A 23,693-nucleotide genomic window follows, 5' to 3' on the forward strand; every position below is an offset into this window, starting at 1 on the left:
TAAAAACACCTTAATTCTTACACTTTTGTTTCAGTAACCTTCTGCTAACATTAGCCTAATCTGAAGCTAACTTTTATACTACTACTTTTTGTTCTTTGTAAGCTTTAGGACTCATATTAAAATGCTTTTTAAATTGCCTGCTAAAATATTTTGGATTGGCAAAACCGCACTCAAAACTAATTTCTGAAATGTTTAATACATTTTGACCTAATAGGTGTTGTGCTTTTTGAAGTCTTAGGTTAATTAACACTTCTGAAGGAGATTGTTTGAGTATTTCTTTAAAAACACGGTAGCATTTTACTTTAGATATTTCTAATTTTTCTTGAAGACTTTCAATATTAAAAGTATGATCGTGCAAGCACTCATGCATATAAGTAAGTGCCTTTTTTACTAGCTTTTCGTTTGGTGATAGTAATTGCTCGTCTTTATGATTCTCAATCCAACCGATGTGACTTTCTGTTTCAAATAGTTTTTTTCTGCTGCTTAGTAAGTTGGTTAGCTTTGCTTGCAAAAAAGTTTTACTTACTGGAAGTTGAATGGTAACATCTATTCCTAATTTAGTAACTTCTTCCATTTGAAAGTATCCAATTTCTTCTGATAGATATAATATAGGACAGTTAGATAGTTTTATATTTTCTTTACGGTTTTCTAAGAACTGTACTACTTTATTTGTAAGTTTTACATCATAAAATACTATAGTATCTACATTGAGACTTGAAAGTGCTGAAAATAATTTATCTACATTGTTTTCAAATATTAAATGATAAGCTTCTTCTCCCAATAATGATTGTAATATCCCATAGTTCATTTCACTAGTCAATACCAACACTTTATGTTTGCCTTGTGGGAGCTCATTTATCATCCCTATATGATTCCACTGTATCATTGAGGCTTTTTCTGAGGTTACTTTGTGAAAGGGTACTTCTACTTTTATTGAAATAATTCCTTCTTCAGAATTATTTATATCCAACTTTCCATTTAATTCTAATAGTAAATCTTTCGCTGCTTTAAAATAAGGACTATAGCGTTGTAAACTTTTTATATTATTAACTAAAATACCACTATCAGAATTTACTTTTAGTATTAGTTTGTTTTCTTTTTCGGTATAGGTTATTTGTATGTTACTACCTTGATTACTATACTTTATAAAGTCATTGAAAATATATTTATAAAAAAGTTTAAAACGAAGTAAATCAATAGTTATCCACTTGTCTTCTACTTGGGTTTGATAGCTAAGATTTATTCCTGATTGTAGTAATTTTCGTTCTAAATTTTGGGTTAAATGATGTAAGAATGTATTGATTTTTATTACCGATTTTTCTGTAGTATTTATACGGTTTACTTGCTCTAGAAAATCCCACTCCGTTAATACATCTATCATGGTTTTCGCTTGACTAACTAATTTTGTTTGTATTTCATTTGGAATGTTATTTTGCTGACTATATTGTAGCATTTGCATTAATGGCTTTTTAAACTCTGCCAATACAAACGTTTTAAATTTATCTATTTCAAAATCTTCGTTTTTTAATTTGTGATGTAAAGCCAGTACTTCTTCTTTTTGTTTGATAATTTTTCGGTTTTGATCTTCGAGCTTTACATTAGCTTTTATTAAGTCTTTCTTCTGCTTATTAATTATAGCTGTTCGTTCATTAATTTTTTGTTTAAGTTTTTCTTGGTAAATTTTATCTTTACGAACTTTATACCCTAAACCTAAAATGAGTATAATTACCCCTCCTGATGCTAAACTCCATGCAAACCAAGAGGTTTTATAAAAGGGTGGGGCTATTATTATTTTTATAGAAAATATATTTGTTTTAGAAGCACTTAAACTATTTTTCACTTCTAAAACATATTCTCCAGGTGGTATTTTCTTATATAAAATAGGGGTTGTTCTATACACTCTCCAATCTTTATCAAAGCCTCTTAACTTATATAAAATTAAATTTTCATAATTTTTTCGGTAGGCTACAGGGGTTATATCTAGGCTAATATTGTTTTCTGAAAATGTTTTTTCTACTACACTATTATTATTATTATTATTATTATTTTCTACCCCATCTATTTCTACAACTAATTGAGGGAGATTCTTATTAAACTCTATTAATTCAGGAGCGAAGTAATTAACTCCATTAATACCACCAAAATACAACACCCCCTTGTTATCTTTATAATAAGCTCCTTCTGAAAACTCTGGAGCTTGCCATCCTTCTTCTGGATGTAAGACATTTACTTTATAGTTTTTTCTATTTATTGAAGCAAGACCTTTAGTTGTACTCACCCATATGTGTTTTCCTTTAAGAATTACACTGTAAACCATATGGCTTGGTAAGTTTTCTTTCTCTGAAATAGTTTTTACTACTCCTTTTTTACGATCAAAAACTGTTACTCCCCCCAAAGTTGCTATCCAATACAACCCTGTTTCTTCATCTTTATCAATACTATATACACTATTACCTGTTAAACCATTTTCTGTAGTAAGGTGATGTTTTTCTCCATTATTCCTATTAAATAGGATCATTCCATTATTTTCTGTTGCTAAAGCCAGTTCTTCACCATTAACAAAAACGTCTCGAATATGATATGCTTTTAAAAACTCGCTCCCTTCAACATTTTCAAACTTATTTTTTTTTGTGTTGAACACTGCAATTCCTCCCCAACAAGCAAACCAAATTCTACCATCGTTAGTTTCTGTCATTGCATAAATCCTATTTGCTGGTAGTAAAGGATTCTCTTTTGCTGCGTAATAAGACACTTTTGTTTTATTTATGTGAATTAGTCCTGCATAAGTACCAACCCAAATAGAACCGTCTGTAGCTGTATATAAACTACGTATTCTTTCCCAATCTTTATTTTCTTTTGCTTTCTCTAATCGTTTTTTAATAAAACATTTGTCTGATTTACTATAGTTATATAATCCTTTGGTATAATAACCTAACCAAAGATTATTATCGTTGTCCATTGTTATAGCTCTTACAGTTTCATTAGGCAAATGCCTATATTCTACAGGATGGGGAGCAATAGTGTTTATATGTTCAGACCCAACGTAAGCCATACTTAATCCTCCATCTTTATGACCTAACCAGATGTTACCAAAGCTGTCTTCATAAATTTTTTCAATTTCATTTCCTGTAAAACTGTAAGGGTTATATAAATCGTAGGTATAGTGCTCTATTTTTGTTTCGTGAATATCTACCTGATTATTTCTTATTACATAAAGCCCACTTTTTCTTGTTGCATACCATATATTTCCTTTTCTGTCTTGATAAGATTCATTAATAATTACTTCAGGAAACTTGTTAAGTAATAATTGATCATTAATTAGTTGTTTGTTTGTTTTTACTTGTGTTTCGTTTACCTTCAGGAAACTCATTCCATCAAACTCTAAATATTGTCCGCTTTTAGTTTCTACTACAAGGTTATTTTTCTTTGATAGCTTTAGGTTTACAGGCGTTTCAGAAAAATAAAAGTTTTGAAAGATTGATTGATTTACAAACCTACTTACGGTATTATTATCTGTTAAACACCAAATTGTTTTAGTCCCATCTCTTTGTAGACTATAAATTACATTCCCTGCAAGAGAAGTTGAGTCGTTATTTATATGTTTGAAAACTTTAAAATCTTTACCATCATAACGATTAAGTCCATCCCAAGTGGCAATCCATAGTCGTCCTTTAACATCACTTATAATATCATTTACTGAGTTATTGGAGAGTCCATCTTTTGTAGTTAATGTTTTAAATTTTAACGATTGACTAAGACTTGTAGTAACAATTAAAAAAAAGAAAAAAAACAACCTCATACCAAACAATTTCATCTTTTATAACCGACAAAACTACTTTAGAGAAAACACAGATTAACCACAGTAAAATTAAGTTTTGATTACCTAAATGTTAATATTCCAACCTACTATATAACTAAGGATTGTTAACTAATTATAAATTATATTAATACTAAATTTTAGCCCTTTTTTATATAAATATAAAAAAGGGAAAGCCTTACTTATTTTACGGTTTTTAAAAAGTTTAAAGAGTACTAATATCCTATTTTTAAGAAATTTAAAACAACTAATTATGTTACAACACATTTCAACCTTAGGATTGACATTAACAAAAAAAGAACAAAAACTTGTTCTAGGTGGTGCATTACCAACATGTAGAGTGTGCTTTGATTATTGTAAATCTCAAAACTTTCAGACTAAAGAAGAGTTTAGTGCTTGTTTTTATGATTGCAAACAAGAGCTTTGTTAAATTTTAAAAGCGGACTTTCGTCCGCTTTTCTTTTATCTACATGTTTTTAAAATACTCTTCTTATAAGTTTTTTATGTACTTATAAGGTAATACTAAATTTGATAATTGTATTAGTGGTAGCTGAGTTTCGGTTACTTCAGAGAATACTGACAAATCAAATGAAAAATAGGCTTCTGTTGTTGTTGGTTTTTTATCTTCATACCATTTTTCTAGTGCTTTTGCTAACTGACATACAAAAGGTGTATCAGAAGTAATTTCTTCTGAACATCCTTCAGTCGGTATTGTATAGTCTTCTGGAATTTTAAAAGAAAAAGGTGTGTATAATAACACTGGTAATTGAACCGGTGGTAAATCACTTTTAGCTGTTTCTTGTAAATAGTAATTCCAATAACTTGTTACCTTAATTGTTTGTTGATGTAATTGATCGTACGTAAAGAATGTTTTAAAGAATGTTGCCAAATGTTCTGACAAAGACATACTGCTTCCATTCTCATCTAAGATTTTAGCTATATTAATTTTAGTATTATTACTTAACAACGGTATTAGTTTATTAGAAAATCTAATTAAAGGAGTTCTGTAAATAAACTTAGGATTTGTAGGGTTGTCTTCCACCAATCCTTCATTTCTAATTACTGCAATTCCTGCCCATGTATTTTGGAACTGTAATACATTTAGTCCGTTTACCTCAACTGTTCTATTTGGTATTTCAAAAGAACAAGGATATCCTAAATACTCCTTTACCTTGGCTTTAGGGTCTTTTACGTACCAATACGAATTTTCAATTGGTGCTCCAGATTCATCCGTTGCTTGTACTCTTGTATAATTATTTATGTTAATTAATGGAGCACTAGGAATCTCCGCCAGCTTAAATTCATTCATAAACAACTGCTTGTCTATTTCAGACATATCTTGAGGAAGCACTATACTTACTACCAAACGCTTACACTCTTCACCTCCTTGGCAATCACAAGTAGTAGTAAAATGTGGATCTTCTTTTTGTTGTATGGTAAAATTATAAGCACTTGTAGTTTCTGTATCCCCCACTTGAGAAGCTTTATAAAGCATTGCTTTTTTATTATGTTCATCCCAAGCTAATGATAAATTATTAGTTAACTGCACCATAGCTTGCATTGCATAAAATGCTTTGTCAAGATTTGGATCAGTCTCATCAGATGTAGGAGATATTAGGGTTAAATATTTAGTCATATCATTTAATACTGATGACCATACGTTTACCATTTGAGCCATATCGTTGAATAGATTACGTGTACTACCACGTTTAGCTTGTAGGTTATTATCCTGACTATCAAAAGTATTAAACCTAACATCAGAATAAATTTGGTCTTGTGCTGCTTGATCTTCAGAATAAGTGTACGTGAAATTCCATTCTGAAGCTTTCTCTAGAACTTCTTTCGTTGTATCACATACTACTGACACTGCTTTACCTTCTTGAGTTGTTAACGTTGGTGGTTTTGGATAATTACGAAGAACTATAGGAATATCTACAGTACCTAAAGACTGCTGTAATGGAGATTTATCAAAATCAGGTTCTACTGTTTCAGCTAAATTAACAGGCACTATAAATGTTAACCATTTTGATGCTTGATATCCTTTTACATCTGGCACTTCTGTAATATCAAATTCAACATGGGTAATTTGATAATCCATTCCTAAAGGCACTGTCGTAAACTCTTTTGTGTTTTTAGTAGAAAAGATAAAAGATATATCAGATGTTTTTTCTCCATCTTCGTAATCTAACTGTATTTTGGCATTAGAAATTGAATACAGTTTACTATCTCCTTCTGTACTACTAACAATACTTGGAGTACCATATAAACGAGGAGCTATCTGATTTTGACCTTCTCTTGCTATTCCTGATTCGGCAGTAACTTCCATTTGTACCACTGCATTAACAGAATAAGTATTTCCTAACTGAATAAGTAATTGTTGTTTAAACTTTTCTTGAGCATTTAATTTTCTTGTTTCATTTACTTCTGGTGCTGTAAGAATTGTCTCTACCTTAGTTGAAATAGTTTCTGCCAGTAATGATTTAGCTTTGGTTATGGCTTCAAGGTAAGATGTAGCATCACTATTTAAAGATTTTAAAAACTCTTTTTCTTCTTCAGATTTTAATTCGTCTACCAAAAATGCTGGCACTGCATATTCTGAACTTAAGAAAAGGTCAATTGCATCTAAACATTGTTTTCCCCAAATATCCATATCTACATCCGTAAAGTTCTTTACTGTACCTTTTTCACAATCTAGCCCTTTACCTGTTACATAAGAACATATTGGAACATCCTTTTTAGATACTAAGCTAGTAGAAATTGGTAAAGGCGCATAAAAAGATGCATTTAATAAACTATAAGTATAGATCTGTATCTTATATGTGGTAAACTCTTCTTGGGTAAGAACTCCTTGTAACGCTTCATCAAAACTAGCTTTACTCATATATATAGTTCCTACTAACGGAGTAATCTTATCTACTACAGAACTAGGAACTCCTAGATTTGATAGTTTAGAAATTGAATCGTTTGTAAGTTCATAAGAACCTGCTGGCTCAACATTCCAATAAATACCATTGCCTGGTTTTAGCCCCATTCTTACAATGTAAATAGCTTCATTTTTCTGACTTCTAACCAACTCTTTATCTATACCTGTAGCTATTTTAAGTACGTATTCATTTTCTTGATAGAATGTTTTTTCAAAATTGACCGCAAATTCTGTTAATGAATGGTTTTGAACTTTTTCGTCTGTACTATTTTCTTGTTCAAGATTAGGAACATAGGTATTTGGCTGAACAACTGTATTAGTTGAAGTAACCGATGGACTATCTTTAAAATCGTTGTTAACAAAAGAAAGATCTCTTTCCATACGTAATGCCACTGTTAACTCAAAAATAGAAGCTGTTTCCAAGTTTTCTATTGCAACTGGTTGTTTTATTGAACTCATTGTTGGAGCTGTAGGAACCGATTGACAGTAAGCAATAGCATATAAATAAGCGTAAATTTCTTTTACAAAATTATTGATTGGTGCTAAGTCTACATCTGTTTCAATTCCTGGTAGCAATGAAGTGCTTAATGAAAGTGTAACCGTATTTTGATCTTCTACATAAGGATTAAATTGATTAATTTGATAGTATATGTTGGTATATACAGCTAAATCGTGTAATGCATTTTTTTGATACTCTGGTGCATCTGGATTATTAGGGTCAGATACGCAAGGTTTACCATCTGTATTTAGGTATCGTGTAACATCAAAAGAGAAATTTAATAACAATTCTCGGTCTGTATCATTTTCTAAGGTTACATCATAAGTGATAAACAAACTTGGCCATTGCGAGAACCCTTTTAATTCATCAAGGTATCCTACTTGCACTGGTGGATTATTAAGAGGTGATTTTGTATTCAACTCTGGATTACTAAACGGTGTTACCGTTTCATTACCGTAATAATCAACCCAATCAAAATGTATTTGTAATGTGTTACCTATACCTCTATATGGATTGTCTTCTTTTTGAGGGAATCCTACCGGGTAAGAATTATTAGGGTTATCAACCGCATACTGTGCAATAGGTATTACTTGATTATAAGTCCAAGGCGAATTAGTATTCTCTTCGTTTTGGTCTTTATTATTTGCTGGACCTGAAGGTAAGCCTACAATACTTTTGTTAAAATATCTGTTAGCAACTACTTGGTAGCTTAATAAATTGTATAAGTTATTCAAATAGGTTTCTGCATATCCAGCATCACTTGGATTATCTGGAGGTGTTCCCGGATTTGTTCTACTTAACTCAAAACCTGCTGTGCCTTGTTGTATTGATGATACTTTATGAACTACCTGATCAACTATAGCAAATGTTGTATTGACATTAAAAACAGCTGCATCTTTAATTATAAAAGATAATGTATCAACATCAATAAAATAATAATTAGCAATGCTCTGCATCGTATTACCTGGTGTACCTTCTCCTGTTGTTATTTTATAAGTAACTGTAGGTATTTCTACCAATTGCCACACAGGTAAACTATCCCAATTGTCAATACTTGGATTAAGGCTCTTAACATCATCTGGATTTACATTAAAATATTCTGCTATGGCTGTTAAGTTATTAGACGGTGTATCTGATGAAAGACCAACCTCATATTGCAATCCGTCCAATACAATTGGTTTTGCTGAGGTATTAAGTTTCACATCTGTTTCATTAAGGTTAGCGAGCTCGCTAATTAATATATTGTATTGAGATGAAATGCTTTGTAGCGTTTCATTTGCTGAAGTCGTTGTATAGCTTAAATCTTTTTGGGCTTTAGATTCTGCATAAACGATAGAAGATGACGTATCAATTTTGTCTCCCGTTATAGCACAGTTCATAAAATCTTTAAGAATATTATTATATGAATTGCTATAAATAACCAATAATGATATTGTTCCATTTCCTGAACTATCAAAAATAGTATCAGGGAAACCAGTATTTCCTTCAATTTCGTTATATAATAAATAGTATCCTCCAGATCTTGTAATACTACACTCCCATAACAGTTTTACAAAATCGTATAATGAATTTAAAACTCCATTAGGTTTTTCAGCTTCTTCTATTTTAAGACTTTTTTGTAATGATTTTAATTGTACTGGATTTGTTTCTGTTGATAAGTTAGATTGAACTATAAATGTTTTCATATTTAGATTTCCAACAGAAAGTAATCCATCACTTCCTTCATACAACCACTGTATATCTTCAATTACTCCTTGATTATTAGAAGAAGAATTAGGGTCTAAAACTCTTAATAATCTTTCTAAAATCTGTGTTCCTGATTCATTCGCTCCTATTAACTCATAAGTAAATGTACTTGTACCCGGAGCAGTATCGTCAGCCTGCTTTTTAATGTCTATTTCTAAAAGTGTAGACCATCCATAATACTCAGAGTTTTTATAATCCATTGCTCCAGTTGTGGCATTATATGTTCCTATTTGAATATCCATAGCTGAACCAGCTCTTTTAGGTATGGCTATCTGTTGTAAAAGACCTGATGGGAAATTCCAAATTAGTGGAGATATTTCAGTTTGTCCTCCCAAACTACCATAAGGAAGGGTTACCTCTCCTGAGGTACTCCATTGGGTAACTGTTTGAAATGTATATTGAACAGGAATTAAGTTATAAGGCTTCATAGCTGCCAGTTTTAAAATATTTGGCTCAATACCTGTTTGTTGAGCATAAGTAACCACAGTAGCTATTTGTGATATGTCTTCTGGAGTTAACTGTATTGGTAGTGTCGCTTTTTTAGGATCTCCTGAAGGAACTTCTCCGTTAAATTGCAACCAACTTAATGTAGTGTTGATTAAATTAATCGTAAACCCTTCTTTAACGTCACTTGGTATTTCAAATTGCTGTCCTGTTAATCGATATAATGCACAATCATCACCTGTACATGGAGAGTTTGCATCGAGTGTTAAACCTGGTAAGGTAGTTGGCAACCTCATTCCATGAAGTTGGTATCTCGATACCATACCTGATAATTGTGTATATGATTGTTTTGCTTTGAAATAATCTAATATACTTTGTACATCTAAGCATCTTAATTCTGGTATGTTTGTTGTACTGTAATTATCTGAATCATAAAATAAATTATTGATTTGTTGGTTATGATAATTTGTTCCTAAAACCTCAGAGGTTGTGTTATATTTTTGAGCTATTTTACCTAAAGTTTCTGCATCATCTGGATTACTAAAAGTAGCAGTTGTGTGAATGAAAGGTTGAATTAATAATACCCCTAATGGTTGTACTTGCAATGATTGAACTTTTGCATCATTAGCAAGATCATTTACTGTTACTGTATTAGTAGGAGTACTTAGTTTTTTTGCAATCCCTATTAGGGTATCTCCAGGTACAATTTCATAGGTAATACTATCATAAACAAATGAATCACCTGATATAAATAGTCCTGGAACAGATTGGTTTTGTAATAATAAATCATCTACTGAAATATTATTAAATGTGGTACTAGCTATACTAGTAAAGGTATCTTCGCTTTTTGCTGTATAATTTGCAGCAGCAATAATCAAGTTTGCTTCCGTAGTTAAAAGTGTATTTTTCTGGAAACTTGAATCATTCGCTAAATCTGCTACGGTAGTTTGCAATCCCGTAGCCACCTCGTTAATAGTATCAGTTGCTTTTACCGTATAAGTTTTAGCTTCATACGTAATTTCTTGAACCTGTAATAATCCTGGGATAGCTGCATTTTGTGTAATCAGTAATGCTGTTTCTAGGGCGTATTTAGCTCCGATAGAAACAAAATTGTCACCATCAAGAATAGTGTACATTACTCCTGTAATTTGAATATCAATTCCACCATTTAAAGGATGAGATTGGTTGGCCTTAGAAAGGTTACTTACCTCAACAGCATTGGTTGTTCCATCAGAAGTGCTTATACCATTAGCCCAGTTTGCCATGGCATTTAGACTGTTACCTTTAGATAATGGATATGTGTAATTTTTTAATGCATCTTCTGCGTACCCTATAAGTTGTTTTCCTATAAGTACAAAGTAGTCTTCAAATACAAATGTTGATAAAGAATGTTCTACTGAGGTACTTTTTTTCAGAGCTGCGTTCGTATTTTCTTCAGATACTTTTACAGCTAATTCATTAAACCATTTTTTAACTTCAGATAAATACGCATCTGTTGCCATATTATATGTACTAAAATCAACATCAACTCCTGCATCTGGAACAGATAATTCTAAATCGAAAAACATTGGGAATACGGCTGCTGTTTCAGGTTTTGAACTTTCTGTAACGTTTTGAATGTTCACTGCTTCAAATGTATCTTCAAGGAATGATAATAGTTTATCTGTAGGAATTGGTAATGGAGTATCTTCATTTGACAACAGAGCTAGTAATAGCTGTAAATCGGCCGCAGAAACTGCTAATTCGTCTGCCGTAGCTCTCGTACTTTCTGTAGCTGTTTCATCTGCATAGTTTTGTATTAACCATCTAAAAAAGTCTTGACTTAAATATTCAAACGATGAAGTAACTGTACTATCTGGGTTTTCTGCATCAGGAGCATCAATCCAAAGTGAAGTTACATACTGAGCTGTTTGATTCTTTAAATCCCCATTTTCTGATCCAGCAACAGTTAAGTGTGGAATAAAATAGATGTTCAAAGTAGGTGACTTTTCTTCTGTACTTACCACTAATTTAGAGCTGTAATGCATGTCTTTGATCGGTAACTCCGACAATTGACTTGATTTTGCTGCATATACCAAAGCTCTGTCATCAACAGAATCTGAAAGTTGTCTGTTCCATGGAGCCATACTTGTTTGATCTGTACCAATGGTAAGATCTGTTCGTATTTCTGCCTTGAAGCTAAAGTTAATTTTAATAGAGAATAACCCTAAGTTTATTTTTGCTGAAACTTGTACATCTACTGAAGCTACAATAGCCAGAGGCATTTTGTTATAAGCTTCTAAAGTTGCTTGTGCATATACTTTTACTGTTATATTTACAGATGCCGAAATAATTCCAAAATCTAAAGAACCATATAATTTACCAATTAACCCAAGAGTTCCTTGTAACCAATAGTAATAAGAAGTTTCGACTTCTGTCTTATTATTCTCTTGAAGAGTTCCTTGATATGGATGATATGTAGCAATTACCCCTTCTAAAATACCAAAAATTGTAATGCTAAATCCAGCTTTTAATACTCCGTAATTAATACTATAACCAACACCTACCTGTAAACCTATTCCAAAAACAATTACTGGATTAAAATTACCATAATTAGTTTGTGGTACTTTTTTGGTAGTAGCACTGCTCAGTTTTCCGAAGTAAAAACCTCCTGATCCCATTGCTGGAATTCCTGGTGGTACAATAGCCTGTAAGGTAAAAGATCTTGAAAAGTCAAGTTTATACGGAAATCCTATATCTACCATAAAATCACCATTAGTATAAATGGCTAATGCAATAGAAGGAAGTGTAATATTAACTGCTCCGAACTGCAAATATCTCAAGGCGTCTGGTAGTGTAAGTGCTATTTGGTATACTCCTACTCCATCTGAGATTTTTTTATACATAATCTCAAAATCTAAGCCTGCAAAAATTTTAGCTTTATCACCTGCCATGGCAATTCGTAAACCATATAAGTTAGGGTCATTGAATACGGCTTGCATTTCTAATGTCCAAACTGGTTTTTCTTTGGTACCAACATTAAGGATTCCAAAATCGGCACCTATTAACCAATTGGAGTTTTCATTAAATGAAAGTAACGAGTTTCCTGAACCAGGACCAATAGGTACTTTGCCTTTTTCTGGAGTTTCAAATGCTTTTTCCATAGCATCTGTAACTTCTTTTATTGATTGGTATTGAGCTACATTATTTAGCTCAACATGTTGCCCCATAGCTAATAAACGTAGCTCAAAATATTGCGTTCCTTGTCCAGGAACCTCTGGCATATTTTTTACATCTTGTCCTTTTTCTTTGTTAAAGACATTACTGTCGTTAACAGCTGGTACTACTGAACTACCATCAAATGCTATTTGAACACCTTGTGCATTTTTTGTTAGCTTAATACCATTGATTGTTATGAATATTAAATCAAGACTTTTTGGTAATTTATAATCTACTACTACCTCCTTAGTATCTAAATCATAAGTAACCTTAAATCCATCTAAACTTATTTTATTGAGAATATCCCAAGGAGCATCTAATTCAAAGTTAGGATCGAATAGCATTTTCATAAATGAGGTAAGTAACGATCCTACACTCCAATTTTTAATCTCAAAAATGATCGTTCTACTTTCTCCTGCAACATTATATTTCGCTATAAATCCTTCCCATTCAATCATTAATAATTGGTCATCACCATCAAAATTATAACCAATTTTAACTTCAGCATTAAAGTATTCAAGTAAAACACTTCCCATTACACCGCCAGAATATTGCTTTCCTGCTGCTTTGGTTGCATCATATTTTAAGGCTAACGCCGCTGCAATATCAATTTTCTGATTAATAATAGGGAAAGTAAACTTCCACTCCACACTCGTTTTAACTTCATAAGAGCCTTTTTCTGCTCCATTTGGAATATCTGCGGTTAAATCAAAACTAGTAATTGATAAATCTGCTGGTAAAAAACTAGTGGGCAACTCAAAGCCCACTTTTTTAAACAAACCGTCCATCAATTGCCCTAAGTTTAACTTGTCACCTGCAGGCATATTTATGCTTAAATCCCACCCTCCATCTTCTGTTGAAGAATTATAATTTACTGCTGATTGTAATCTTAAATCTCCTATAGTAAAAAGACCACTAATAGCAGCTGTATATACATTTGAACCTGTTCCTGTTACTGGAGAAGTAGAGGTAAGTTGTAATGCTGCATCAGTTAATGATATATTGGTAATAAGGTTCATTTCAATATCTCCTGATGCAAAAAATGCATAGTATTTACTATTGATATCCATATCAATACCAAACCCTGTAAATACTACACTTACCAAACTTTCTGGTATTTTTATAAAACCGCCTGTTATGGCTGCTAATAAATCATTGATTGAAACGGTTCCATCAAAAGCTGCTGATAAAGTAAGATCAGAAGTAATTTCTACATCAAAACCTCCTTTGAATATGGTTGGAAAAAAATTTACTCTTGATGTGAAAAAAATACTCTGAGCATTGATTGTTCCTGGTCCTAATATCCACCAATTTACATCAAACTCTTCAACCGAAAAATTATCAAAGAGGTTCCATGTACCAACTGACCCCACTTGTGCTGAAACACTATTTATTTGTACACCATTAGTAAAGTTTAAGGAAGTTGTAAACCCTTTGAATGCAATACTATTTAAATACTGTTGCAATGTTGGAGGAATATTACTAAACCAATTATTACCAGCCATTAATGAGAACATATTTAATGGCGTAAGTGGTTTTTGAGGATCTGACGATATTGCAATATCAAAAGCTGATGATTTTGGAGCAACTGAAGTAGTGAAATCCATTTGAATATCTGTCCCAAGATGCAACTGTAATTGAAAAAATAAAGAAGGGGTTTGACTTATTTCTGTTGTTGATTCTGAATCTTCTTCTACAACATCCTCTACAGATTCTATCTTGAAACCTACAGCAGGGTTACTTACTTCTAAAAACAAAAGAGATACAGGAGTAGCATTTATAGGTACAATAAGATTCATATCTGGATATAAATACTCCTTATTATCTACTTTTGATGGATCTAACATCCCTGTTAAAGGAAGTTTTGTACTTACCGACCATGATGTTAAAAAATCAACAACATCAGCTAACCAATCTGTAAGAGTTATCATAGCAGAGAAATTCTGCCCTTCAACTAAAGGGATGTCTGAATTTTGCCATTTAAAATTATCCTTTTGTTCTGTACTAAACATAAAAGATGGTGAAGTATAAGGTAACCCATCAAAAACACCTCCTGTCATATATTCCCAACTAGTCTTAAAAGTCCAATCACTTAATGCGATTTGTATAGTAAACTGAGCTTCTCCTTTCTCATCAACAACAACCTTTAAAATAACATCTGTATTAGTTTTTTCTACATTTAAAATGTTTGCTTTAGCATTACTTATGGTCAATGTATTCCCTGCTGGATCTGGAATAGATGTTTCTGACGTATCTATCAATAAAAAAGTTCCTTCAGCTAACTGATATCCTTTAGACAATAACTCATCTAAGTTTTCTGGAGGTGTTAATTGAGAAGCAGAAAAAGTAGCAGCATTAATAGTGATATTTCCATTATTAGCAGCTGCCTGATCTCTAAAAGTGGTTGTTAAATTATAAAGACTCATAATACGAGGTGTATATATTGTTATATATCTATAATTAAAGGAAGATGATCGCTGGTACTTCTTATATGACCATAATTTGACCATCCTTTAAACTGGCTAAGGCCTCCAATAGTTCCAGGTGCTATCCCTCCATTTCCTCCCGGACCATTAGGAGGAAGAGGTAACGCTACAGGTAATCCAGCATTTGGTGCTCCAATTGGTATTTGACTCATATTTGTAGCATATACATAATGACCTGCAGGAGCTCCTCCAGGAGTTGGCATCACCCTATTATAAGGGCTTCCAGTAACCCTATTAATTATGGTTATGTTTGCTGCGGGTCCCCCTGCTGCAGCTCCATATCGAGTTAAAATATTGTCAATACTATTATAGCCTTGAAAATTAGGATTACTTCCAACGTATTCATATCCAGGATATCCATTCGTAAACCAAGGTTTTGCTTTATTACTAGTTTTTATATGTGTAAAAACATACCCTTTATCTGGCCATCCGTTATTAGCTGTTGGATTTATGGCTCTAGTATATCCTGCACCTGCAGGTAAAAAACTAATGAGGTTATTATAGGCTATAGGCTCAAAGTAAGCATTGAAAATATTAACATTAAAATCTCCTACAATAATTCCTACTTCGTCTGCATTTAGATCATTTGTTATTTCTCTTACGTTGGAAAGCTGATTTGTACCATTTGCTGCTGCTACATTATTAGGTGGTGCATGATATGACAATAATTTTATAGTTCTATTATTAGCTGCCTCCCAAAATGTTGTTAAATATGGTGGTCGATTTCCAACTCCAGGAAATTGTAATCTATTCGGAGGCATTGCATTATCTGTAAAAAGCCATTGCCCTGCTAACCTATTAGAATTTATTCCTGCATTGATATTACCTCCAGGAACAGCTACTGCAGGTAAACAATTGTTCCAAGGAGCTGCGTAGGTCGCTAGATTTGGCGCTCCAATATTAGCTATAGAATCTGACGAATTTCCTCCACCTTGCCAACCCCACGGACCACTAAAATTAAGATTAGCACTGTTATAGTAGACAGATATTCCTTCTGAAACACCTCCTACACCAAGAATCAGAGGAGGTACTAGCATCCAGTTTACCCCAAGTGCAGCTCTAATTCTATTTAATAAATCCAAAGCTCCTTGGCTACCTCCTGCTGTCACAAGAGTTCCTTCAGCTCCTCCTCCAGTAGAAGTCTCTACTATTACCAGAATATCTGGAGGATGGGCGACAATAGTATCCATAATATATTGTCTTCTATTTACAGATGCTGCTTGACCTGACAAAGAGCTTCCACGTTGCCTTTTTCTACTTGGGTTATTTATTTTATTAATACCAAACTGCTGTATATTCCAATAGAGTACTCTTGCCATAGCTTAAGGTTTTGTTTTGTTATATGCTGCATACCATCCTAAACTTTTGGCAGTAGCTCCTGGGTTTGGGTTACCAAAAAGTAAAAAATTGGTACTTCCTCCTGGTGGTAGTTTGAGAATTCCTAAAAACTTCAATGCTATTTTACTCAATGTCATTAAATATGATTGTTGAGCTTCTACATATTCTAATTTTAAAGTATCAATAGATAATTTTAAAACTCCTTGTAGACTAAGAAGTTTAGCATTACTGCTGGTTCCTGGGAGTTTTATTCCTACAAATGCGTTATAGGAAGTATCGGTCGCTTTATTCCCTGGACTCCATGCAATCAATAAACTAGCATTAAAATCTAATGACGCCGCTAATTCACCGGGAGTTCCCATATTTAAGGTCATTTCTAGTCCATACCAATTTTCTGAAAGCCCAGTAGTATTGATTCCTGGCAAACTTAAATTAAGATATCCTAAACTAGAAGGTTTGGTATCCTTATCTCCACTGACAAGGTTATTGATTTGTAGTGCAAAGTTAGGGTATAAACTTAGCTGTCTAGTTGTACTAAGATCTGAGTTAAATACTATTTTTGAAGCATCAAAAGCGTAATCTACTACTGTTGGTGTACTGATATCAAAAGCCATATCAATATATAAGTTGCTATAACTTAAACCATCTATAATATCTGTATCTGTACCATTACCAAAAGAAAAAGCGTCCATGATAATTGTTTTTTCTTCAGTTTCATTTGTTTCAGGAGTGGTTGTTTGCATTACTGCATAGTTTAAATACCCCCACATAGCAAAACTAGATTCTATATAAGTTGCTTTTGGATCGGTTGTTAATGTATTAAACTGAATTTTGGTAATTTCTACATTTTTAAGAAGGTTGCTATCAAAATAAAATAAGTTATCATCCGTATTTTCAAACACATACACTGGTGTACCATCATGATCTTGATAAGTTCCATCAAGCACTACTGTATTTAGAGTTTTAGAACCGTATTTATTATTCGTTCCTATAACGGTATCAGAAAATAAATTGTTCATCGTTAATTGCACCTTACTCTGGAAAAATTTTATCGCTGTATTTTCAAAAAGAACTTGTAATTGAAGTACTTTAAAATCGTAAGTAGCTCCCGCTAAAGGAGGTACAGGCTTATTAGTATTTAACCCTTGTAATAATTGTTGCTGATAAGCTGTGTCTAGATAATTAATGAGTCCAAATAGAGAACTCTTTTTTTGCATTTGAATTTCACCGTCAGCATTTACTTTATTGACTTCTATTCCAAAATGATGTGCATTAAATCTAGTCAAGTCAATACCAGAGATCAATCCTTTTAATTGTTGAGGAAACTCTTGTAAATCAATATCGGCTTTGAGCACCAATATTCCGTTCCAATCTTTATTGTTTATAATATTATGGAACTTTTCATACAGAATTGCCTGATTACTTTCTGGGTGTTCTAAACCATATTGATAAGCTTTTTCAGCATCTTCTATATAACTCTGTATCCATGATGAAATAGCTATTAACTGTTGATAAGCATTGGCTGGATCTTCAACTCCTTCTGTATTGAAAGTATTGGGTTGAGTCCAAGTTTTTGGATTTTTAACTCTATCTAATAAAGTCCCTTTACAAAATTTAAAAATAACTACGTTATTATAATCAGCATAAGTATTTGTTGTTCCTACATTAATATCAAATAGCCAATCTTCAATTGACATTTTGTTATTAAATATAGCCTCTGATGTAGTCTGCCCCCCTTGTTCTCCACTTTTAGAAAATAATGCTCCCAAATGATTGTTTTGAGTTGCTACTAAAAACTGCTGATTGGTTAAAAAAGCACTCTGTAATGTAGTGGATAGATTTACAAAGCTCATCTGGTACTGGGCTGGGTCAGTTGGTGTCTGGTTTTCAGGATACAAATATTCAGGTGTAGCCCCCTGATGAATATCATTTTGTCCTAAGTTGAGTAAACTCCAAGCTCCATTATTATTTACATTTGCTATTAATCCTTGCGGAGTTGTAGAACTTGTATAACTACCATCTACGTTACTCAAAAGTCTTTTTCTTTTGCTTACACTTTTTGATGCTCTTTGCGTAGTTAATTGTGCTGCAATAAGTGTTTTTCGTTCTTTACTAAGTACTTCAGATTCAAAACTAGTTAAATTATCGTTTCCTGGTTTTTGAGAATCTGCTTCTACTGCCAAGTATGGAACAATAGGAACATAAAAATTTTGTTGAGGCATATCTACACTAGGTTCATAAAAGCCTAGTAAATTAGATTTACCCGTAATAACTTGGCTTACTCCATGATCTTTAGCAAATAAAGAAGCGCCTTCAGGCTGAGAAACATATTGTACATTCTCAGCTACATCAGATATAATATTACACCATCCTGTTAAATATTTATTTTCTAAAGTTGGACTATTGGTTCCTGGGTTTACCAGTGAAAGTTCTTGTGCAGGAAAATTTGGAGCGTAAGCTGATTGTTTACTTTTAAATCGTAATACATCTCCTACAGGAGTTCCATCTTTAATGGAATAAGGTGTAAAAGAGATAGTTTCTGTTCCTGACAACCCTGGTAGAAAGTCAAATTGTCCATTTTCATCTACTTGATCTGATTCTGGGTCTAGAAAAAAATCGCCCTCAGGTTGTAAGTAAAATCGCTCTGTTTCATTAATATCTCTGGGAGAAATAAGTAACAAGGAACTATTAGGTAATGGAGTTAAATTGTTAGACGGATTCGTGTTTTCAATTAAATTAACTTTTGGCCATAAAGTAATAGAGTGCCCTGTATTTATTGAAAAAAAGCTAGGTAAATAGCAAGGTGTCGATTTTCCTGAAGTACTATTAAAAATGCTTCCTGTAAACGCAAAATAGGTATTTAACCCTTTTTTATTTCCTATATCTAAAGGATCAATAGCCGCTTGGGTCATTGCATACTCTACATCAGATTGAGGTTTAAAAATAGGATAACTATATTTTTCAATACTCTTGTCTGTTGGTTCTGTATGGTAATAACAAGTTTCTGAATAAAAGGCCTTAAAATCACTTTCTAAATTAAATCCTATTGGAAAACTAAATGCACCACAATTATATTGAGTAAATGCTATAGATATGTCTTTATTAAGCAACGTATCACTTCCAAATTCTTTACTGTTAAAAGATATATTGGGACTGTTTAAATCGTAATTTAATTGTATTTGTGTAGCTGCACCTTCTGGAATGAAAGATACTTCTGTATTATTTCTAATTGATAATGTTGCAAAACCATTTCCCATAGTGTAATTAAAAGTTTGGCTAACCTTAATTACATTCTGAGAGTTCACATAAAAATTAATTGCAATAACATTTTCATTGGTTGGTTTTGAATTTACATCTAACAACCAAGCAGTGGTAATATTATTTGAAAAGTTTTCTCTATACTTTTGTAAATAAGCTCTTACTTCGTTTATATATTTAGTAATATTTTCAGCATCAGGAGCATTTTCAGCAAAAAGAAAATAAACAGAAAGTTTTTTTGCTTTTGATAAAGTAAGTGTAGATTCTTTATAGGTAGAATCTTCTGGTAGTACTATGGCAGACCATTCATTAAGTTCTGGTGTTACGTTAATATACAATAACGGATCTCCAGAATTCACATTACTAAATAAAGTACCCTCAGTATCTTGTAGAGTTGAACCCATAGCATTAGAATAATATGTGTGTAAAATAACTTGGTAGTGCAATAAAGTATGAGTATCAAAACTGAGGAATTGAACCCCCCCCTTAAAAAAGCATCGTGATACACTATAAACTAATCATCCTTAGGACATAAAATAGATACAATTACTATTACATCGTAAGGTGATAAATTGGATACAATCAGTTGACTCCCTTTAAAATCAGCGACAGCTATAAGCTGCTGTCTAATCTTTAAAATATGAATACCATTAAACGAGGTACTGTCATTAAATTTTACATTATTAGTATCTCCTGTGTTAACAACAGTAGCTTGCTGAGCTTTACTAATATTATTAATGTAACAAATACATTGAGACCCGTTATTGGTATCTAATACAGCATATTCATTCTTTAAAAGCACAATTGTATCCAGTTTGGATTTTGTAATACTTTGAGAAAATGCTGCATTACTCGCTAATACAAAAAAAGCAAGGATTGTACATACTATATACAATCCTTTTTTTTTATTAACCTTGTGTAGTTTGTGCCTGAATTTCTGCAGTTGCATCATTCTGAGCATTAGTAATATTAGAAACGGTTACTTGCGAACCTGCAAAATCTCCATTACACACCACACTATAAGATGGTGAATTTGGCGGAATATTAAATAATCCATTAGCAGGTTTAGCAGCTCCATTGTCATAACAATTAACACCTGCAGGCGCACCTGCTATTGTAAAAGTTAGTGTATTAGCTCTACTAGAATTTGTAATAGTAAGAGTAGATTGTGAACCATTCGCTGTATTCCAGGTTGCAAACTGACCTGAATCTATAGCTGCTGAACCTTGTTGGTTAATTACTGGGTTTTGTGTTGCAGTAGTTGCCATAATTTAAAAGTTTAATTAGTTAGTGGTAACGAAGTTAAACTCTTATTTCCCTTTTTCTTTGAAAAAAACTATAAACGTAATAATACTAAGTATTAATGACTATAATTTTGATACAAGTGTTTTTTACCTATCCATACAAAAAAACATAACACACTGAAATAAATGGAATTAAAATAAAAAATCTTATAATAATTTAAAAACTCATTTTATTATATAAAGTATGAGAATACCTTACTTATTTTATGGTTTTTTACATAGTTTCCTTCTATTAACTTTTTATTTTTAGATTCTAAAAACTGGAAATATGATTAAAAACATTTTGAACTTAGGTTCTATCTTAAACAAAAATGAACAACAATTTATCAATGGAGGCGGTGATGATCCTGTAAAAGATTTATGCATTCCCGCCCCTAAAGAAGCTACTACTTGTCTGATGCCTATTAATGATGAGTGCTGTGGTTTATGGGCTTAAAACTAAAAGCTATAAAAACTGTTCAAAAACAGTTTTTATAGCTTTCTAAAATTAAGCTTAAGATAAAAAGTCTTCTTAAATTTAAAAAAATCTTGGTTTTTTATAAGTATCTTCTCTTAATTTAAAATCGAATAATAGTAAAAACTCGTGCGACCCTGAACTAAATTCTCCTAAGTTAGATATAGTATGATCATACGCATAACCTATTTGTAGATTTTTCTTTATTTTAAAATTAACTATTCCACTCCATGAATCATCTAACCTATGAGATACTCCAAATTCCACTTTATTATTCCACAATAGATTTAATGATAAGTCCAATGACAAAGGTGTCGAATCTGCGTACTTAACTAATGTTGATGGTTTTAACTGAAAGTTATTCTTTAAATCCACCACATACCCTGCTGTTAAAAAACTGTGCATCTTTTCGGATGCTTTGGTTATTTTTCCATTAGACCTTTCAAAATGCAATGTTTCTAGTAAATTAGGTATAGAAATTCCTACATAAAATTTTTCTTGGTAATAAAACGCTCCCACTCCAAAATTTGGATGTGTTTTATTACTGTTCTGATTAAACTTAGGGTCATTAGATTCTACTTGATTTAACGTTAACAGTCCTATTTGTTGAAAAGTTGCTCCTCCTTTTAACCCAAAAGCTAACTTGGCTTTTTCTGATGTGTTTATAGTAAAAGAAAAATCGGCATAAGCATGTGTTTCACTTACGGGACCTATTTTATCATGAAGTAAAGATAACCCCAACCCTACTTTTCTACTTACAGAACTATGTACAAATCCACTAAATGTCTTTGGAGCTCCACTAACACCTATCCATTGTGACCGTGCCAATAGCCCTAAACTTATTCCTTCTTTACTGCCTGCATAGGCAGGATTAATAACTGCCATATTATAAATATATTGAGTGTATTGAGGATCTTGCTGAGCTAAACCTTTACTACTTATGTTTATTAATAAAATGAGTAGTATTACATATGCTTTCTTTTTCATATAGCTACTTATTTAAATACAGCCAACCTTGGTAAGGCTTTGTTTTTCCGTCATTAAAATCTATTACATACCAATAAGTTGCAGCTGGCATGACTTCTGTATCTCCAGTTAATGTTAATTTACCTTGTGACTTTCCATTCCACCAAACTGGATTCAACTCATTATTATTGCTATAATTATATACTACATTTCCATACCTATTGTATATTTTCATCTTAAATTTAGGGTATTTCTCTGCTAAATCGGGGATTACAAATTCATCATTAACTCCATCACCATCTGGAGAGAAAGAATTTGAAACAGAAAAGTCTATAACAGGGTCAATAGTTCCTCTTTTCTTTTCACATGCTAATGTAAAAACACCATAACCAGAAACTTTAGCAGTTATACTTTTACTAGAAACATCTATACTAATACCTTCTCTTTCCTTTATCCACTCTTCTCCATTCCACCGTACTATTATTATTTTACTTGGGTCTGAGTAAATATCTTCTGGCGTGGTCACATCACTCCATGTTAGAGTTAATGCTACCAACTCGTTGTTTGATTTATTTTGAACTTCCCAGAACTCATTCATATCTATTAAACCAATATCTTCTTCTTTTTTATCGAAATTAATGTTTGCCTTTTCCCAATTAAAACAGACATAAAATTTTGTAGTTGGATCTGAAGGAGCAGAAATAGTTACCGTTCTTGGTATAAAAGTTTTTGACTTATAGTCTCCTACAGGAAAAGTAAAACTTTCGTTTCCTATTTTTTGTGCTTTATTATTCACATAGCTTTTATTACTTATCCCCATGTTCGTTGCTCCATTTAAATAAGTAACTATCCCATTTTCTTCAACTTTCAAAATACCGTTTTCAAAAAATGTAGTTCCTACTATTTCTATTTCTTTACCTAAATTAAAAACTAATCCCTCTAATTCATTATTGAATTCTACAAACATAAAACTAGAGGTTCCTCTACCTGAAATAGCTTGATTTTCATTACCTACAAAACTTGTAAACCCAGTTATTTTGTTATTAGAAAACTTAAACTTTCCATTATTTGTAAAGTTTTTAAACAAGTACAAATCACCATCATTTGTAATTGCTCCATAATCATTTATAAGTACATCTTCATGAATACTTACCAATGTATTTTCAGAAACATAAAGAGATCCAATACTTGTTACTTGAGCTTTAACAGTCATAACAAAGCACATAATTATTGATGATATTATTTTTTCTTTCATAATTA

10 protein-coding genes are annotated in these 23,693 nt (G+C 32.2%); 2 read left to right on the forward strand and 8 right to left on the reverse strand.

Annotated elements, in window-relative coordinates; all coding sequences use genetic code 11:
• Positions 1-73: 73 nt before the first annotated feature.
• Entirely contained in the window at positions 74-3,799 is a 3,726-nt protein-coding gene (locus D6200_RS06660; protein ID WP_073184927.1) for a two-component regulator propeller domain-containing protein, read from the reverse strand.
• 271 nt (positions 3,800-4,070) lie between these two features.
• Here D6200_RS06660 and D6200_RS15265 point away from each other — a divergent pair, with 271 nt between their 5' ends.
• Positions 4,071-4,247 (forward strand): hypothetical protein, encoded by a 177-nt coding sequence (locus D6200_RS15265; protein WP_159432126.1) that lies wholly within the window; start codon positions 4,071-4,073, stop codon positions 4,245-4,247.
• Positions 4,248-4,307: 60 nt separating this feature from the next.
• Here the strand turns inward: D6200_RS15265 and D6200_RS06665 are convergent, their stop codons facing one another.
• The 5 genes from D6200_RS06665 to D6200_RS06685 form a co-directional block, all read right to left on the reverse strand.
• Entirely contained in the window at positions 4,308-15,053 is a 10,746-nt protein-coding gene (locus D6200_RS06665; RefSeq protein WP_073184911.1) for a LysM peptidoglycan-binding domain-containing protein, read from the reverse strand.
• A gap of 20 nt (positions 15,054-15,073) precedes the next feature.
• On the reverse strand, positions 15,074-16,432 hold the full coding sequence (locus D6200_RS06670) for an endonuclease/exonuclease/phosphatase family protein (protein ID WP_073184912.1): 1,359 nt from the start codon (positions 16,430-16,432) through the stop codon (positions 15,074-15,076).
• 3 nt (positions 16,433-16,435) lie between these two features.
• A complete protein-coding gene (locus D6200_RS06675) occupies positions 16,436-20,113 on the reverse strand; it encodes a hypothetical protein (protein ID WP_073184914.1) in 3,678 nt (1,225 codons plus the stop codon).
• Positions 20,114-20,223: 110 nt separating this feature from the next.
• Positions 20,224-20,661 carry a hypothetical protein gene (locus tag D6200_RS06680; RefSeq protein WP_073184917.1) on the reverse strand — a complete coding sequence of 146 codons (438 nt, stop codon included), beginning with the start codon at positions 20,659-20,661 and terminating at the stop codon, positions 20,224-20,226.
• Positions 20,618-20,977: a hypothetical protein gene (locus tag D6200_RS06685; RefSeq protein WP_047790760.1), complete on the reverse strand. Its 360-nt coding sequence runs from the start codon at positions 20,975-20,977 to the stop codon at positions 20,618-20,620. Before D6200_RS06685 ends, D6200_RS06680 begins: the two co-directional genes overlap by 44 nt.
• 304 nt (positions 20,978-21,281) lie before the next feature.
• On the opposite strand from D6200_RS06685, the gene D6200_RS15270 reads away from it, so the two are divergent.
• Positions 21,282-21,449, forward strand: a complete 168-nt coding sequence (locus tag D6200_RS15270; RefSeq protein WP_159432127.1) for a hypothetical protein — start codon at positions 21,282-21,284, stop codon at positions 21,447-21,449.
• A gap of 81 nt (positions 21,450-21,530) precedes the next feature.
• Here D6200_RS15270 and D6200_RS06690 read toward each other — a convergent pair whose 3' ends face one another.
• Both D6200_RS06690 and D6200_RS06695 read right to left on the reverse strand, forming a co-directional pair.
• On the reverse strand, positions 21,531-22,454 hold the full coding sequence (locus tag D6200_RS06690) for a PorP/SprF family type IX secretion system membrane protein (protein WP_073184919.1): 924 nt from the start codon (positions 22,452-22,454) through the stop codon (positions 21,531-21,533).
• Positions 22,455-22,458: 4 nt separating this feature from the next.
• Positions 22,459-23,688: a gliding motility-associated C-terminal domain-containing protein gene (locus tag D6200_RS06695; protein WP_159432128.1), complete on the reverse strand. Its 1,230-nt coding sequence runs from the start codon at positions 23,686-23,688 to the stop codon at positions 22,459-22,461.
• Positions 23,689-23,693: the final 5 nt, after the last annotated feature.

Source organism: Tenacibaculum mesophilum, from assembly GCF_003867075.1.
Taxonomy (GTDB): Bacteria; Bacteroidota; Bacteroidia; order Flavobacteriales; family Flavobacteriaceae; genus Polaribacter; species Polaribacter mesophilus.